Annotated in this window: 16 protein-coding genes, 7 tRNA genes and 1 pseudogene; 2 read left to right on the top strand and 22 right to left on the bottom strand. The window is 50.4% G+C overall.

Features of this window, described 5'->3' with window-relative positions:
* Positions 1-21: 21 nt before the first annotated feature.
* The 7 genes from hisIE to AC6B99_RS15920 all read right to left on the bottom strand — a co-directional run bounded on the left by hisIE (position 22) and on the right by AC6B99_RS15920 (position 6,348).
* Positions 22-750, bottom strand: a complete 729-nt coding sequence (gene hisIE, locus AC6B99_RS15950) for a bifunctional phosphoribosyl-AMP cyclohydrolase/phosphoribosyl-ATP diphosphatase HisIE (protein ID WP_494863556.1) — start codon at positions 748-750, stop codon at positions 22-24.
* Complete coding sequence (gene hisF, locus AC6B99_RS15945; RefSeq protein ID WP_056032528.1) at positions 747-1,505, bottom strand: imidazole glycerol phosphate synthase subunit HisF; 759 nt, start codon at positions 1,503-1,505, stop codon at positions 747-749. The genes hisIE and hisF overlap by 4 nt, the downstream gene beginning before the upstream one ends.
* 247 nt (positions 1,506-1,752) lie before the next feature.
* The gene (gene hisH / locus AC6B99_RS15940; RefSeq protein ID WP_056032531.1) at positions 1,753-2,370 is read right to left on the bottom strand and encodes an imidazole glycerol phosphate synthase subunit HisH; all 618 of its coding nucleotides are present in this window, start codon (positions 2,368-2,370) and stop codon (positions 1,753-1,755) included.
* A 1-nt stretch (position 2,371) separates the two neighbouring features.
* Complete coding sequence (gene hisB, locus AC6B99_RS15935) at positions 2,372-2,971, bottom strand: imidazoleglycerol-phosphate dehydratase HisB (protein ID WP_046234120.1); 600 nt, start codon at positions 2,969-2,971, stop codon at positions 2,372-2,374.
* 86 nt (positions 2,972-3,057) lie between these two features.
* On the bottom strand, positions 3,058-4,335 hold the full coding sequence (gene hisD / locus AC6B99_RS15930; RefSeq protein WP_494863880.1) for a histidinol dehydrogenase: 1,278 nt from the start codon (positions 4,333-4,335) through the stop codon (positions 3,058-3,060).
* Positions 4,336-4,474: 139 nt separating this feature from the next.
* Positions 4,475-5,083 carry an ATP phosphoribosyltransferase gene (gene hisG / locus AC6B99_RS15925; RefSeq protein WP_046234141.1) on the bottom strand — a complete coding sequence of 203 codons (609 nt, stop codon included), beginning with the start codon at positions 5,081-5,083 and terminating at the stop codon, positions 4,475-4,477.
* A gap of 32 nt (positions 5,084-5,115) precedes the next feature.
* Positions 5,116-6,348, bottom strand: coding sequence for an ATP phosphoribosyltransferase regulatory subunit (locus AC6B99_RS15920; protein WP_494882890.1), 1,233 nt, complete (start codon positions 6,346-6,348; stop codon positions 5,116-5,118).
* Positions 6,349-6,587: 239 nt separating this feature from the next.
* On the opposite strand from AC6B99_RS15920, the gene AC6B99_RS15915 reads away from it, so the two are divergent.
* Positions 6,588-7,034, top strand: coding sequence for a hypothetical protein (locus tag AC6B99_RS15915; protein WP_496663712.1), 447 nt, complete (start codon positions 6,588-6,590; stop codon positions 7,032-7,034).
* 88 nt (positions 7,035-7,122) lie between these two features.
* On the opposite strand, the gene AC6B99_RS15910 is transcribed toward AC6B99_RS15915, so the two are convergent.
* The 7 genes and pseudogenes from AC6B99_RS15910 to AC6B99_RS15880 all read right to left on the bottom strand — a co-directional run bounded on the left by AC6B99_RS15910 (position 7,123) and on the right by AC6B99_RS15880 (position 13,922).
* The gene (locus AC6B99_RS15910) at positions 7,123-7,626 is read right to left on the bottom strand and encodes an acyltransferase (RefSeq protein ID WP_200931591.1); all 504 of its coding nucleotides are present in this window, start codon (positions 7,624-7,626) and stop codon (positions 7,123-7,125) included.
* 1 nt (position 7,627) lies between these two features.
* On the bottom strand, positions 7,628-8,284 hold the full coding sequence (gene ppaX / locus AC6B99_RS15905) for a pyrophosphatase PpaX (protein ID WP_496663711.1): 657 nt from the start codon (positions 8,282-8,284) through the stop codon (positions 7,628-7,630).
* Positions 8,285-8,454: 170 nt separating this feature from the next.
* Positions 8,455-9,366: pseudogene (lgt, locus tag AC6B99_RS15900) on the bottom strand (prolipoprotein diacylglyceryl transferase); the annotation flags it as partial.
* Positions 9,367-9,386: 20 nt separating this feature from the next.
* Positions 9,387-10,325: an HPr(Ser) kinase/phosphatase gene (gene hprK / locus AC6B99_RS15895; RefSeq protein WP_056032546.1), complete on the bottom strand. Its 939-nt coding sequence runs from the start codon at positions 10,323-10,325 to the stop codon at positions 9,387-9,389.
* 219 nt (positions 10,326-10,544) lie between these two features.
* Positions 10,545-11,666, bottom strand: a complete 1,122-nt coding sequence (locus tag AC6B99_RS15890; protein WP_056032549.1) for an ABC transporter ATP-binding protein — start codon at positions 11,664-11,666, stop codon at positions 10,545-10,547.
* An 87-nt stretch (positions 11,667-11,753) separates the two neighbouring features.
* Positions 11,754-12,899, bottom strand: a complete 1,146-nt coding sequence (locus AC6B99_RS15885; protein ID WP_056032552.1) for a PucR family transcriptional regulator — start codon at positions 12,897-12,899, stop codon at positions 11,754-11,756.
* Positions 12,900-12,974: 75 nt separating this feature from the next.
* The gene (locus tag AC6B99_RS15880; RefSeq protein ID WP_496663710.1) at positions 12,975-13,922 is read right to left on the bottom strand and encodes an MraY family glycosyltransferase; all 948 of its coding nucleotides are present in this window, start codon (positions 13,920-13,922) and stop codon (positions 12,975-12,977) included.
* Positions 13,923-14,098: 176 nt separating this feature from the next.
* Here AC6B99_RS15880 and ssuE point away from each other — a divergent pair, with 176 nt between their 5' ends.
* Positions 14,099-14,647, top strand: a complete 549-nt coding sequence (gene ssuE / locus AC6B99_RS15875; RefSeq protein WP_496663709.1) for an NADPH-dependent FMN reductase — start codon at positions 14,099-14,101, stop codon at positions 14,645-14,647.
* A gap of 116 nt (positions 14,648-14,763) precedes the next feature.
* Here the strand turns inward: ssuE and AC6B99_RS15870 are convergent.
* From AC6B99_RS15870 to AC6B99_RS15835, 8 genes are all read right to left on the bottom strand, one after another.
* Positions 14,764-14,839 (bottom strand) — tRNA-Lys (locus AC6B99_RS15870).
* A gap of 15 nt (positions 14,840-14,854) precedes the next feature.
* Positions 14,855-14,938 (bottom strand) — tRNA-Tyr (locus tag AC6B99_RS15865).
* A 7-nt stretch (positions 14,939-14,945) separates the two neighbouring features.
* A tRNA-Phe gene (locus AC6B99_RS15860) sits at positions 14,946-15,021 on the bottom strand.
* Between the two features lie 17 nt (positions 15,022-15,038).
* A tRNA-Asp gene (locus tag AC6B99_RS15855) sits at positions 15,039-15,115 on the bottom strand.
* 20 nt (positions 15,116-15,135) lie between these two features.
* Positions 15,136-15,212: transfer RNA gene (locus AC6B99_RS15850), tRNA-Met, on the bottom strand.
* A gap of 17 nt (positions 15,213-15,229) precedes the next feature.
* A tRNA-Val gene (locus tag AC6B99_RS15845) sits at positions 15,230-15,305 on the bottom strand.
* A 7-nt stretch (positions 15,306-15,312) separates the two neighbouring features.
* Positions 15,313-15,389: transfer RNA gene (locus AC6B99_RS15840), tRNA-Met, on the bottom strand.
* Positions 15,380-15,565, bottom strand: a 186-nt coding sequence (locus tag AC6B99_RS15835; RefSeq protein ID WP_494882900.1) for a hypothetical protein, incomplete at its 5' end; no start/stop codon positions are given. The genes AC6B99_RS15840 and AC6B99_RS15835, both read right to left, overlap by 10 nt.

Here is a 15,565-nt window from a genome sequence, read left to right as displayed (position 1 = left end):
AAAACGCGGCAATCCGCCTGGCTAGGCTTTGGACTGCTCGCGTTTCATTGCATTATTGCTGGCTGGTTTGCCGTGGCGCTGCACAAGCTCCTGCATCACATCATCCAGTGGCAAGCCCCTCTCTCTGAGCAGCACCAGCAGGTGGAAGATCAAGTCGCTAGCTTCAGAGCGCAGCTCGTCGTTGTCTTGATTTTTCGCCGCGATAATCGCTTCGGTTGCTTCCTCGCCGACTTTTTTAAGAATTTTATCGATGCCTTTATCGAATAAATACGTCGTATACGCACCTTCTGGACGCTCCGCATGACGCTCGGCAATGACGCTTTCCAAACTTCCCAAAATCGCAAAGCGATCTCCGCCTTGTCCGGCTGCAGCTGTCCCAGTTGACGCGGAATCTTCGCCGGAATTGGCCTCAGCAGCTTTATTGACCCGCTCGATATCATTGAAAAAACAGCTATAGCTTCCCGTATGGCAAGCCGGGCCAACTTGATGAACGCGTACCAGCAGCGTGTCGCCGTCACAGTCATAGGATAAGGACTCAATACGCTGCGTATGGCCGCTCGTTGCGCCCTTGTTCCACAGCTCGCTGCGCGAGCGGCTCCAGAACCAGGTCGAACCCGTCTCCACCGAAAGCTTGAGCGAATCCTCGTTCATATAAGCGAGCATCAGCACTTCCTTGCTCTGTGCATCCTGCACGATCGCTGGCACAAGGCCGTCCTCGCTCCACTTAATCTGTTTTATCCAGTCTGTCATCTGACTTCCACGCCCTTCTGCCGCAAATCATCCTTCACTTCGCGAATCGTCATTTCTTTGTAGTGAAAAATCGTCGCCGCCAGCGCAGCGTCCGCCTTGCCCTGATCGAAAACATCGCTGAAATGCTCAATTCGGCCAGCTCCGCCCGAAGCTATAACCGGAATGCCCAGCTTGCCTGATACAGCAGCGGTCAGCGGAAGATCAAAGCCGTCCTTCGTGCCGTCTGCATCCATGCTCGTCAGCAAAATTTCGCCAGCGCCAAGCTTCTCAACCTCACATGCCCACTCCAGCGCTTTAATGCCTGTCGCCTGGCGGCCGCCATGCGTATACACTTCCCACTCGCCCCACGCTTCGTTAAATCTCGCGTCTATCGCGACAACGATGCACTGGGAGCCGAATTTGCGCGAGCCGTCGCGTACGAGCGAAGGATTTTTGACTGCGGCCGTATTAATGGCGATCTTGTCTGCGCCTGCGCGCAGCAGCCGCTTCATGTCGTCGACATGCGAGATGCCGCCGCCAACGGTGAACGGAATCGTAATTTCGCCTGCCGTGCGTTTGACGACCTCGATCATCGTAGCCCGGCCTTCAACCGAGGCGGAAATATCGAGAAATACGAGCTCATCCGCGCCCTCGCGGTCATAGGTAGACGCCAGCTCGACCGGATCGCCAGCATCGCGCAAGTTAACGAAATTAACGCCTTTAACGACGCGGCCGTCTTTGACATCGAGACATGGAATAATGCGTTTTGCCAGCATTTTGCACGCTCCTTATATTAGACTCATCTATGGCTTCGCATGCGACAGCCTGTAGATATTCATTTTTTAAAATATAAGAATGTATAATTTTCACCCTTATACTCCGCTTATATTTCACCGCGAAACGTTAGCTTTACCGCCAGAGGACGGCGACAGCCGTTTACGCTTGTAAAAAAATAACGTTGTCGATCGATAGTTACATGGTGCTGATAAGCGACTTCCCAGTGATGTAGTCGGCGGGGCTAGACTAAGCCTTGCTGCTGCCGGTCAATGCGAGGAAGTTGCCAAGCAGTTGCATGCCCAGCTCGCCGCTTTTTTCCGGGTGGAACTGCATGCCGTATACTTGCTCACGCCCAACGATAGCTGTTACCTGCTGATAATAATCAGTCGTAGCCAGCAGATCGCTGCCTTGCTCCGGCTTCGCATGGAAGGAGTGGACGAAATATACATGGCCCTCTTCCAGTCCCGCAAACAGCGGGCTCTGCTCCTGCTCAAAGCTAAGCTTGTTCCAGCCCATATGCGGGATTTTGTAATCGCCTTGGAAACGGATAACCTTGCCTGGCAGCAGGCCGAGGCCCTCGTTGTCGCCGTACTCCTCGCTCGCGCTGAACAACAGCTGCATGCCGAGGCAAATGCCGAGCAGCGGCTTGCCGGAGGCGGCAAATTGCTTCACGACCTCATCCAGCTTCGTCTCGCGCAAATTGCTCATCGCATCACCGAAGGCGCCGACACCTGGCAAAACCGCGCCATCCGCCGCCAAAATCTCCTGCGGATCAGCTGTTACTACCGCAGCATAGCCCAGACGCTCAACTGCCTTGCTAACGCTGTGAAGATTGCCCATGCCGTAATCGATGATTGCAATCATGCTACAGCACTCCTTTCGTCGAAGGCACTCCTTGTACGCGAGGATCAATGCTCGTCGCTTCATCCAGCGCCCGGCCAAGCGCCTTGAATACCGCTTCAATCATATGATGCGTATTCTGGCCGTAATGTACGATAACATGCAGCGTAATGCGCGCTTCCAGCGCCAGCTTCCATAGAAACTCGTGTACCAGCTCCACAGAGAAGCTGCCTACTTGGCTTGAAGGATATTCCGCGCGGTATTCGAAATGCGGACGGTTGCTCACATCGATAATAACCTGTGCCAGCGCCTCATCCATCGGCACGAATACGCTCGCGTAACGCTTGATGCCGCGCTTGTCGCCTAGTGCTTCACGCAGCGTTTGCCCGAGGCAAATGCCGATATCCTCCACCGTATGGTGGTCATCGATTTCAATATCGCCTTTGGCATTGACCGTCAGGTCGAACTGGCCGTGCTTTGTGAACAAATCCAGCATATGGTTCAGGAAAGGCACATCCGTCTCAATGTTGGCCGTTCCGCTTCCGTCTACCGAAAACGCCAGCTTGATGTCTGTTTCATTTGTTTTGCGAGCTACTTCCGATACGCGTCCTGTCAATTCCGCCATTACCGATTCCTTCTTTCTTCCCGTAAAATAAATGTTCGCTTTGTTCGCTTTGTTTGCTTTGGCTGTTGCTTATCTAGTCTTGCTCGTTACCGCCCTTCGCGCTCCAAACGGATTTGAATCGCCCGCGCATGGGCTTCAAGCCCTTCCTGCCGGGCCAGCGTCATAATTTTGTCGCCATTTGCGAGCAGCGCTTCCTTGCTATAGTAAATCAAGCTTGATTTTTTCAGAAAATCATCCACGTTGACTGGCGAGGAAAATCTCGCCGTTCCATTCGTCGGGATGATGTGGTTCGGTCCGGCGAAATAATCGCCAACCGGCTCCGAGCTGTAAGGGCCGAGGAAGATTGCCCCGGCGTTTTCGATCAAGCCGAGCAGCCTCATTGGATCGGCTGTCAGCACCTCCAGATGCTCAGGCGCCAGCTTGTTCACGACGTCGATGCCCGCTTCCAGCGAGTCGACCATGAGCACGGCGCCGTAGCTGTCGATAGAAGCCCGCGCAATTGCTTGGCGCGGCAGCGTAGCGAGCTGACGCTCCACTTCAGCGGCTACAGCGCTCCCGAGCTGCTCCGAAGGCGTAACGAGGATGGAGGATGCCATCTCGTCATGCTCCGCCTGCGACAGCAGGTCAGCGGCGATATAAGCCGGATCAGCCGATTCGTCGGCAAGCACGACGATTTCGCTTGGACCTGCGATGCTGTCGATATCGACAGCGCCAAATACTTCGCGCTTCGCCAGCGCGATATAAATATTGCCCGGCCCGCAAATTTTATCAACGGGCGCGATTGTTTCCGTCCCGTGGGCGAGTGCGGCAATTGCCTGCGCTCCGCCTACGCGGTACATCTCCTTGACCCCTGCTTCAGCAGCAGCCACGAGAATACCTGGATCAATGCCGTCCCGTCCGCCAGTTGACGGCGGCGTGACCATTACGATTTCCGGCACGCCAGCTACCTGGGCCGGAATGACATTCATGAGCACGGACGACGGATACGCCGCCTTGCCTCCGGGCACATAGACGCCGACCCGCTTCAGCGGTCGCAAAATTTGCCCGAGCAGCGTCCCGTCCGGCTGCAAATCCATCCACGAGTTGCGCTTCTGCTTCTCGTGGAAAGACCTGATGTTGACAGCGGCCTCGCGGATCGCTGTCAGAAAAGCGGCGTCTACCTGGTCATACGCCGCATCAATTTCCGCCTGCGTCACGCGCAGCTCCGCTGCCGTCAGCTCAGCCCTGTCCAGCTTTGCCGTGTAACGCAGCAAAGCAGCATCTCCTTCTTTGCGGACGTCTGCAATGATCGTCCGCACTACTTCATTTTGCTCCGGCGATCCGTATTCCACCTCGCGCTTCAACCCGAACTGCTCCGCTCGCATAATTCTCACAATCGCCAACCCCTTTCCTTTCAGGCTCTGTTCCATTTGCTTTTATGGCTCTGCTCTGTCCTTCTATTATCGCTCTTTCCTGCTTTTAACGCTCTGTTCCATCTACTTTAATGCCCGCGTTCCCGCAATCCTAGAGCTTCGCGCCAAGCGTTTCCTGCAATCTATCGCAGAGGCTTTGAATTGCCTCGTTCTTCATCCGGTAGCTGACGCGGTTCGCGATCAAGCGGCTCGTAATGCCGAAGATGGACTCCATCTCGACCAGTCCGTTTTCGCGCAGCGTCTGTCCCGTCTCGACCATGTCGACAATGCGGTCAGCAAGGCCGATAAGTGGCGCAAGCTCGATCGAGCCGTTCAGCTTGATCACTTCTACCTGCTGCCCCAACTCGCGAAAATATTGCGAAGCCACATTCGGATATTTCGTCGCTACCCGCGGATTGATAACCGGCTTCCAGTCCGGCAGCCCGATTACCGACATCCGGCACTTGGCGATGCCAAGATCCAGCAGCTCGTATACATCTTTATTTTCCTCCATCAGCACATCCTTGCCGACGATTCCAATATCTGCGACGCCATATTCCACATAAGTAGGCACGTCTACAGGCTTTGCCATAATAAACTCCATGCCTGCTTCCGGCAGCTCAATGATCAGCTTGCGAGTATCATCAAAATCGCTTGGAATCGGCAGTCCCGCTTCGCGAAACAGCTTCGATGCCTGCTTGTAAATCCGGCCTTTCGGCATAGCTACCTTCAATATCTCTCTGCCTGCTCCGCTCACTTGCCATCCCCTCCAAGCATTTCGTCCATACCTTCGGTAAATAGTAGAAACTCCACATATTCCACGCCTTTGAAAATAAACCGTCCAGACGTGTTCTTCGCCAGCTCCGCTGCCTCTTCTTGCCCGATACGCTCTGTTACAACCGTCGCTCCTTGGCCTCTAAGCTGCTGCGCGATTGCCAGCGCCGCTTTGCGCTCCGTCTCATCGTAGCCGATCAGCACGCGCTCAGCCTTCGCTGGCTCGTCTTCATTGCCGAGCACTTCGAGTATCCGCGTCGTCTTCAGCGCAAAGCCTGTTGCTGGCGCCGGGCGGCCGAATTGGGCTAGCAAATTGTCGTATCTTCCGCCGCTCACTACAGGGAATCCAAGATCCGCCGCATAACCTTCAAAAGTCATGCCTGTATAATAGGAGAAATCGCCGATCATCGTCAGATCGATCAGCACATGCTCGCTCAGTCCGTAAGCGTCGAGCACGTCCCACATCTCGCATAAATGCTGGATAGACGCCTGTGCCGTCTCATCTGCGCTTAATTCAAGCGCCTGCTTGCATACCTCTTGGCCGCCACGCAGCCTTAAAATCCCTTCCAGCTCGCGCTTTACAGGCTCCTCCAGCGACAGCTGGCGCAGTTGCTCGCGGTAGCCGACATAATCGCGTCCCAGCAGGCACGCTTTAAGCTGCTCCTGCTCTTCCTTGCGTCCAGACAGCGATTCCTCGAACAGCCCGTTCAGGAAGCCGACATGGCCAATAGCGATCTTGAACCGTTTTACACCAGCCGCCTTCAAGGAAGCGATAGCGAGCGCCACAACCTCCGCATCCGCATCAGCCGAAGCATCGCCAACAAGCTCTACGCCCGTCTGGAAAAATTCAGCCTCACGGCCTGCTTCTTCTTCAATTGCACGGTACACATTCGCATGGTACGACAATCGCAGCGGGAATGGAGACTCCTTCAATAGCGAAGACACTACACGCGCAATAGGTGCTGTCATATCCGATCGCAGTACGAGCGTCGTTCCACGGTTATTAAGCAGCTTGAACAGCTTTTGATCAGAGGTAGAGCTTGCTACCCCTACGGTGTCGTAATATTCCATAGTTGGCGTAATGATTTGCTCATAGCCCCAGCCCTGCATGCAGGCAAGAGCGGCATGCTCGATCCGGCGCAGCTTTGCAACAGCTTCCGGAAGATAATCTTTAACACCTATCGGTTTCTCAAATACTTTTGGTTTGGACATCTATTTTCACCCACAATTTACTTTAGTATGTTAACGCGTTGCCATATTAGCAATCTGCCAAAATAAAGAACCTAGTCGTTATGGTAACATGAAGCTTCTACTCCGTCAAGATTAGAGCTTTCCCGAATGAGGGACGTATCATAACTGCACAAATGCCGATTACCGCAAGGCATGCAACTTTCTTCATTTGCTGCTCGTCTCCTTATTAAAGGAGCCAAGAATAAGGAGGGCACGAACACTTGAAACCTGCTAGAAACAAACTTGCGATTTGGATATCCAGCATCATGATAGGTATGATTTTATTCGGCGCGATCATCGGTGTTATAGCTCTAAATAAGAGCTTGGATATCCTCAATATGTTTAGAAACTTCACTTTGACCATCCATAATGAATCTGATCATGAGCTTGTAAGCGTTCAAGCAGGCATACTTTCCAGCGATGAGAAAGGCAATATTATTGAAACGGATTCCAAACAATTGTACAACGATTCCATCCCCAGCGGGGCCAAGAAGAAAATCACTCCCGATCTAAGCTTAACTGGCGAAGGAGGCATTTATCTTACATATACGGATGTCACTGGCGTTACACGTACAACCTCCGTATGCTCCTATACAGAAACCTTGTCCGGCTCCTCAACGATTACGATTCATAATGAAACTGCCAAGGTAGAGGAGAAGTGCTACTAAGACGAAAAGTGCTTCTCTCAGCATCTCAACGTGAATAAAGCTGATGCTCATTATGGGCACCAGCTTCATTCGTGCAGCATTACCAGATTTAGCTGTGATCCTCTGAGCGGTTCCCATTACCAATTTCCCGAATCGGATTCCCGCCAACGAAGGCATGGGCTGGCACATCCTTGTAAACGACTGAGCCAGCGGCTACAACCGCATGATCGCCAATCGTAACGCCCGGCAAAATCGTCGTATTAGCACCAATCATGACGTTCGCCCCTATTTTCACATCTCCAAGCCGGTATTCTCGAATTAAATATTCATGCGTAAGAATCGTCGTGTTGTATCCGATAATCGTATTATCCCCAACCTCAATCCGTTCCGGAAAAAAAACATCCACCATCACCATTAACGCGAAAGCGGTATGCTGACCGACCTTCATGCCGAGCACACGGCGATAGATCATATTTTTGACCGGCAAAATCGGACAATAACGGGCCAGCTGAATGAATATGAAATTACGAACCGCCTTAAAGCGGCTGACCGTGCGATAGACCTGCCAGAGCGCATTAGGTCCCTCTACCGGATAACGTTCGACATTACGCAATTTATCTCCGCTCCAATCCTGCGAAAGCGTACAGCTCCCGCATATCATCAATGACATACTGGGCACCAGAATCTCTAAGCAGCTGTGATCCCTTCATCGACCAGGCTACACCAACAGGCAAAGCGCCGGCCGCCTCAGCGGATAAAATATCGACCGAGCTGTCGCCCAGCATCAATGTCGTCGCCGGATCTGCACCAAGCGCAGCAATAGCCATGCTGACAGGCTCTGGATGAGGCTTCGGATTTGTGACGTCATCGATGGTCACGATCGTGTCGATATAGTCGCTCAAGCCGACATATTTCAAGCCTCGTTCTGTCGTCAGACGCATTTTCGTCGTTACAATCCCAATCTGGATACCTTGTTCATGCAAATTTCTAATGACCTCTACAACATAGTCGAAAGGCTTAACATACTCATCATGCAGGCGAAGGTTTACTTCGCGATAAGCCGCTACCAGATGCGTAACATCCTCCAGCCCCGAAAACTGCTGCATTTGCATCGTCAAAGGCTGTCCCATGCTTGGAATAATATGCTCTCTGGAGAAATCCGCCGGAACGACATCTTTCAGCGCATCCAGAAACGAGCGGATAATCAGTTCATTCGTATCGATAATGGTACCATCCAAATCAAACAGCATCGTTTTTATGTTGCCTAGCACATCTGTCTCCTCCTAAATCCGCTTTAAAACTTCTCTATAAGCCTTACAAAAAGTCTTACAAAAACATAACGGCTACTGCCTTCAAGAAGGCAATAGCTCGTCTTATCTCCATTTAACTTCCGCCGTTATGCTTTTGGAACATCATCCGTTGCAATAGCCGCATGCTCCACCTTCGTGGAGACAATTGGATCGGAATAATGCTCTTTGGCAGCTCCTGTTTTGCGGCGAACAACGATAAACGCAATGGCGCCAACAATGAGCAGAAGCGCAAGCAGCTGTGAAATTCTCAGATTGCCGTAAGCCGGGTCCAAGTAACCAGGCTGGAACAAAATCGTCATTGGCGACCAAAGAACGTCAACAAGGTTCACGAGCCAATTAGGGCCATGGAAGGCCAGGCTGTCCGTACGCACCATTTCAATGTAGAAGCGGCCGAGGGAATACCAGATGAAATAGCTCGCCAGCAATTCGCCCGCACGCAGGAAGCGTTGACGGCGCAGTACGCAAAGCAGAATGATACCTACAAGGCTCCACAGCGATTCGTACAAAAAGGCCGGGTGATGGAAGACGCCATTCACATTCATTTGATTCACAATAAAATTAGGCAGGTGAAGCGTATCACGCAGGAAGCTTTCCTCTACAGGACCGCCATATGCCTCCTGATTCATAAAGTTGCCCCAACGGCCAATCATTTGACCGGCAAGCAGCCCTGGAACGCACACATCGGCGAGTCTCAAGAAGCTGTAGCCCTTATAACGGAAGTAGAAGAACCCGCATAGAAAGGCACCGATCAGCGCGCCATAAATGGCTATGCCGCCCTCCCAAATTTTAAACACATCGAGCGGGTTCGCCTTATAATCTTCCCATTTGAAGGCAACATAATAAATCCGAGCACAAATCACGGCAGAAGGAACGCCAAGCAGCAGCATATCCATAAAGAAATCCGGCTTAATACCAAAGCGTTTGCCCTCTTGTATCGCCAGCAGCAAGCCTACCAAGGCAGCTGTGCCGAGAATAATGCCGTACCAACGTACAGTTAGGGGACCCAGTGAAAAAGCAATCGGGTCAATTAGCGATGTAAGCATCTTTTATTAGCTCCTTTATATCAATCGTAATCATCCGCATCTTCAGCGATCGTTTCTGTCAGCTTATTAGTAAACTGCAGCGCCGCATTATAGCCCATCCGCTTCAACCTGAAGTTCATAGCCGCCACCTCAATAATAACTGCAAGGTTCCGTCCCGGCCTTACAGGCACGGTTACAAGCGGCACATCGGTATCAATGATACGCGTCTTCTCTTCATCCAGCCCCAGACGGTCATATTGCTTATCCTGCTGCCAATTCTCGAGCTTGATGACTAACGTAATCCGCTTCTGCGTACGTACGGCACCCGCGCCGAACAGCGTCATTACATTAATAATGCCCAAGCCGCGAATCTCCAGCAAATGACGGATCAATTCCGGTGCTGTGCCGTGAAGCTGGCTGTCAGAAGTCTGTCTAATCTCAACCGCATCATCGGCAACGAGGCGATGCCCGCGTTTTACAAGCTCAAGCGCAGTTTCGCTCTTGCCGATACCGCTGCCGCCAGTGATGAGCATGCCCACCCCATATACGTCTACCAGAACACCATGAATGGTTGCGGTAGGCGCAAGCTTTTTCTCCAGAAAATCCGTAATCCGGCTCGTCAAAATCGTAGTCGCCACATGGCTGCCAAGCACAGGAATATTTGTTTTATTCGAATAAGCAATCAGCTCATCCGGCGGTTCTAGTCCACGGGTCAAAATAATACAAGGCGTGTCTGAATGGCACAGACGCTCCATACGCAGCCTGCGCTCCTCTGATGTCAGCGTGCTGAGAAACGTAATTTCCGTTTTCCCTAACAGCTGCACCCGCTCACTCGGAAAATAATCAAAGTACCCTGCCATTTCAAGCCCCGGACGATACAGGTCATCAACCGTAATCGCACGCTTCAGACCTTCCTCACCCGATATGATTTCTAACGAAAAATGCTGCACTAATTCTGATACTTTCACTTTCTTAGGCATAGCATGGCCTCCTTATATCACAACAGCGTATGTAAGCTAATTACCAATGACTTCATCGTATAGGAAAAAAGCGCCGAAAGCAATGTCTTCCCGCTTTCTGGCGCTCAAATTGACGCTCAAATGAATGATAAGATTCACTTATTTATTCCCAGTGGAATAACAAAGAGCTGTTGGACGAATCCAACAGCTCTCTTATGAAATCTATAATGGCTTTAGCAATTAGTTTTCGAAAATGTTAAGCTCGGACTCAGTGTCGAACAGGTGAACTTTGTTCATGTCCAGAGCAAGTTTAACCGTCAGGCCATCACGCAGAGCGGAACGTCCGTCTACACGTGCGATAACTGTGTCTGTGCCAATACCGTTCAGGTACAGGTACATTTCGTGACCCAGGTTCTCTGCAACTTCGATCGAAGCGTTAACGATCGTGTTAGGCGAAGCTTCCAGGAATACTGGCTCTTCATGAAGATCTTCTGGACGAATACCCAAGATTACATCTTTGCCGATGTAGCCTTTGGAACGAAGTGTAGCAGCTTTGCCTTCAGGCACAACTACATCTACGCCAGTCGATTTGAAGCGAACAGTACCGCCTTGATCCGTCAATGCACCTTTAATGAAGTTCATGGAAGGAGCACCGATGAAGCCAGCAACGAAAATATTAACTGGGTGGTTGTAAAGCACTTCTGGAGAAGCTGTTTGTTGAATAAAGCCATCTTTCATAACAACAATGCGATCACCCATCGTCATAGCTTCGATTTGGTCATGCGTTACATAGATTGTTGTTGTTTCAAGACGTTTAGTCAGCTTGGAAATTTCAGCACGCATTTGACCACGAAGCTTCGCATCCAAGTTGGAAAGCGGCTCATCCATCAAGAATACTTGCGGCTCACGAACGATCGCACGACCAAGAGCGACACGTTGACGTTGACCACCGGAAAGAGCTTTCGGTTTACGGTCAAGCAAATGCTCGATATCTAGAATTTTAGCAGCTTCACGAACGCGTTTGTCGATGTCTGCTTTTTTGAATTTACGAAGTTTCAAACCAAAAGCCATGTTTTGGTATACGTTCATATGCGGGTAAAGAGCGTAAGATTGGAATACCATTGCGATATCGCGATCTTTAGGAGCTACGTCATTAACAAGACGCTCGCCGATAAACAATTTACCTTCGGAAATTTCTTCAAGACCTGCAATCATACGAAGAGTTGTCGATTTACCACAACCGGATGGACCTACAAGCACTAGAAATTCTTTGTCCTTGATATCTAAGTTAACGTCAGTTACCGATGCTTTATCAGAACCCGGGTATTTTTTGTAAATGCCTTCTAAACGTACGCCTGCCATGTGAATTTCCCCCTAAAAGAAATTTTCTTATAGGACTATCTTATCCCACATGCAGTCAGATGACTATGCACAAACTTTACAAAAAAACTAATGTCTTTTCGTAACTTTGTACAATAGCAATATAATTTTGACTAAGACGGCATCACGAAACTGTCGTACATCCAGCCCCGTCTCCTGTTTTAGCTTGTCCAAACGGTATAATAACGTATTGCGGTGGATATAAAGCTTCTTCGCGGTTTCGCTTACATTACAGTCCAGTGAGAAGAAGGTTTCGAGTGTAGCGAGCATTTCTGCCTCTACGAAAAGCTCCGTACGTTTTAGCGATTGCTCCAAATACCGGGCCCGCTGGCTCTCCGGTATACTATTCAGCAGGCGCTCCAGCTGCAAATTCCATGGAAAATGAATATTGCTCCCAACATGGAATTTTCGCCCCAAATTAATCGTTTCGCGCAGCGCAGCCGTCGTCTCTACGATACCCTTCGCCGGTCTGATCGGATGGGACACCGCCAGATGGCATTCGCCAATCCACTCGCTGGCAAGCATCTCATGCAGCCCCAGACAGATAGAAGCCAGATTATCCTCCACCGACTCTTCATCATCGTCATCAAACAGCTCTGAATCCGCTTCCTTAAGCAGCGATACCGGACCCCAGATAAGCCATTCCTGCTCTCGAAGCGGTATTAATAAAATTTCCTCAGCGAGAAAGGAACGCAGCAGCTTCTCCAGCTCCACGTACGCCGCTTGCTTTGTATTTGAATATTCCGTTACTAATAAAAAAGGAATCATATCCGCGAACAGCTTGCCACCCGCGGTTAAGTGATCCGGCATCGATTGCCCCGGCTCGCCTGTTTCGAACTGCTCCTGAATCCACTCGCCGATGCTGCGAGCTGTTTTCTCGCTTTCTGTCAGCTTGCCAGCCGCTTTATCTTGTGCTGGCCTCGTTTCATTCCAGCGCAGCATTAGGCTCAATAAATCCAGCGTACTCGCCTCAAAGCGGCTGCCCTCTATTTCCAAAACCTCTATTTCATGCTCCTCTACTCTGACGGCCACCCACATTTTATCCTCGCGTTGGACGCGTTGTCCTTCCAAAGCTAAGCTGCGCCCATGCTCCTCCGCCTGCAGATAGTGATTTTTCTCTGCTATATCATTCCATTCGGACAATTGCATTTTTACTAGACGAACTGGACAGTCCAAAATGCGCTCCAGCGGTTTCAACCATTCTGTCGTGCTCATTTTCTGCTATCTCCTATCGCAAGCCTCACGAATGAACGCTTTTTCTCGTCATTGTAACATATTGGTGGAGGGAATTCAGCCCATGACCAGCAAAAGGATGATCGACAGCATGGAGAACAACGCCGCGATTAAATATAGAAAAGATACGGTTTGCACCTGGTTCAATCCCCATTTCATCAGCGCATGATGCGTATGCAGCTTGTCCGCATGGTGCAGTCCTTTGCCACGAGCGAGCCGCCGCAGCATGACGATGGAAGTATCCATAATAGGCAAACCCAGCGCCAGTAACGGAACAAGCACTGTAATGAAGGTTGCTTTCTTAAAAGCCCCGTCTACTGCTACAACGGCGAGCGTATATCCGAGGAATGTAGCTCCCGCATCTCCCATAAAAATCCTTGCCGGATAAAAATTAAACAGCAGAAAGCCCAGGCATGCCCCGCCTACAATGGCCGCTAAAATCGCCGTTTCAGCTTGTCCTTTGACCAAGGCAGTAATAAACAGCGTTATCGCCGATAACACGCATACGCCCGACGCCAGCCCATCAACCCCATCCATGAAATTAATCATGTTGATAAGAGCGAATATCCAGATCGACGTCCCAAGCCAAGCTACCCAATGCGGGAGAAAAAAGAACAACCCAGAAGCAGGGTTCGTCACCCCTGCGATTTGAATATGGAACCACAAAGGCAGCGTGGACACCGCGCCATAAACAAGTACTCTGGGCCAGACAGGAAAATCCCTTCCCTCCGCTTTAGCTTTATCATCTAATAAACCGATGGTGACAAGCACCGCGCCCCCAGCCGCAATCGTCCAGCTTAATGACGTCATCCCCTGAAAAGCAATAATCGTAACCGTACACGCCACATAAATCGCTATGCCACCGAGCAAGGGAATCGGCTGCCGATGAATTTTTCGCGCATTCGGCCGATCCATAATACCATATTGCAAGGCGAGCCTTTTCACAATGGGAACCATTACGCTTACAATCGCCAAACTTATAAAAGCCGCCAACCCATATATCATCTTAGACGGACCCCTTTGCATCGCTAATCAGCTTGTTTCCGCCTATTGTTCCCTAATGAGCAAAAAATCATGAACCGTTTTCGTAAATGTCATTGACGCCGAAAAGATTAGAATGCTAAGATTAAACAAAGTTGTCTTATCGGAATAAATATGTATACAACAGAGGAGCGATTTTCATGTCAACGATTGTCATCATTTCGGGCAGCCCGAATCCTGGTTCCCGCCTAACCGGCATTACCCAATATATCGAACAGCAGCTCAATAGCCAAAATGTAACGGTCAGCCATATTACAGTCGCTTCGCTGCCAGCGGAAGATCTGATTAACGCCCGTTTCGACAGCCCTGCCATTAAAGAAGCAACGGCCTTAGTAGAAGGTGCTAGCGCCGTCATTATCGCAAGTCCAGTCTATAAAGCCTCATTTACTGGTGTTCTTAAAACCTTCCTCGATCTATTGCCGCAAAAGGGCTTGGAAGGGAAAATCATTACACCATTTTTTATCGGTGGTTCACTTGCCCATCTGCTATCCATTGATTACTCCCTGAAGCCTGTGCTTGCATCCATGGGTGCCAAGCATTTTGCCAGCGGTGTCTATGCGGTAGATTCTCAAATCGCTCGTGTACAATTGGATGATGGAGCAGCCGGGTTTGAGCTAAATGACGAATTAAAGCTCCGTCTCGACGCTTCCCTAATTGAAATACAGGCCGAATTAAAGCTTCGCTCCTAATAAAATACATGCAAAAAAGGCTAGGTCATGGTGAATACACCAATACCTAGCCTTTTATTTTCATATAAACAAAAAAAATTCACAGATTATTTTCTGTAAATTAGCTTTTAAAAAAATGGTGAGTCATGTAGGATTCGAACCTACGACACCCTGATTAAAAGTCAGGTGCTCTACCAGCTGAGCTAATGACTCTCGATGTGAAAGAAATGGTGGAGGGCGATGGATTCGAACCACCGAACCCGAAGGAACAGATTTACAGTCTGCCGCGTTTAGCCACTTCGCTAGCCCTCCATAAAAATGGTGGCTCGGGACGGAATCGAACCGCCGACACGAGGATTTTCAGTCCTCTGCTCTACCGACTGAGCTACCGAGCCGTATAACGAAAAGAAAATGGCGGAGCTGACGAGATTCGAACTCGCGGTCTCCTGCGTGACAGGCAGGCATGTTAGGCCTCTACACCACAGCTCCATAAATTATTGCTTAAAAATTGGTTGCGGGGGCAGGATTTGAACCTGCGGCCTTCGGGTTATGAGCCCGACGAGCTACCGGGCTGCTCCACCCCGCGTCATTGTAAAACATATATGGTGGAGGCTGAGGGGATCGAACCCCCGACCCTCTGCTTGTAAGGCAGATGCTCTCCCAGCTGAGCTAAGCCTCCGAAAATATGGTAGCGGCGAAGGGGATCGAACCCCCGACCTCACGGGTATGAACCGTACGCTCTAGCCAGCTGAGCTACACCGCCACATTTTCCCGATAACTTACATTGCAGACCTCGGGATGTACTGCAATATCAACGTGAATTGCACGCTGAAAACTGGATGCGAAAGACAAAGTCTGAAACTTTAGCGTGTTATTAGGATAAGCCCTCGACCGATTAGTATTCGTCAGCTGCACGCATTGCTGCGCTTCCACCCCGAA

The sequence above is a fragment of the Paenibacillus liaoningensis genome (genome assembly GCF_059609455.1).
This window is presented reverse-complemented; position numbering and strand designations above follow the sequence as displayed.

Bases quoted from the DNA above. Each gene is read 5' to 3' on its own strand.
- AC6B99_RS15890 (WP_056032549.1), bottom strand. From the start codon at position 11,666: ATGGCAGGCGTACGTTTAGAAGGCATTTACAAAAAATACCCGGGTTCT.
- hisG (WP_046234141.1), bottom strand. From the start codon at position 5,083: ATGCCGAAAGGCCGGATTTACAAGCAGGCATCGAAGCTGTTTCGCGAA.
- hisF (WP_056032528.1), bottom strand. From the start codon at position 1,505: ATGCTGGCAAAACGCATTATTCCATGTCTCGATGTCAAAGACGGCCGC.
- hisH (WP_056032531.1), bottom strand. From the start codon at position 2,370: ATGATTGCAATCATCGATTACGGCATGGGCAATCTTCACAGCGTTAGC.
- AC6B99_RS15920 (WP_494882890.1), bottom strand. From the start codon at position 6,348: ATGTCCAAACCAAAAGTATTTGAGAAACCGATAGGTGTTAAAGATTAT.
- hisD (WP_494863880.1), bottom strand. From the start codon at position 4,335: ATGCGAGCGGAGCAGTTCGGGTTGAAGCGCGAGGTGGAATACGGATCG.
- AC6B99_RS15885 (WP_056032552.1), bottom strand. From the start codon at position 12,899: ATGAGCACGACAGAATGGTTGAAACCGCTGGAGCGCATTTTGGACTGT.
- hprK (WP_056032546.1), bottom strand. From the start codon at position 10,325: ATGCCTAAGAAAGTGAAAGTATCAGAATTAGTGCAGCATTTTTCGTTA.
- AC6B99_RS15880 (WP_496663710.1), bottom strand. From the start codon at position 13,922: ATGATATATGGGTTGGCGGCTTTTATAAGTTTGGCGATTGTAAGCGTA.
- hisB (WP_046234120.1), bottom strand. From the start codon at position 2,971: ATGGCGGAATTGACAGGACGCGTATCGGAAGTAGCTCGCAAAACAAAT.
- hisIE (WP_494863556.1), bottom strand. From the start codon at position 750: ATGACAGACTGGATAAAACAGATTAAGTGGAGCGAGGACGGCCTTGTG.
- ssuE (WP_496663709.1), top strand. From the start codon at position 14,099: ATGTCAACGATTGTCATCATTTCGGGCAGCCCGAATCCTGGTTCCCGC.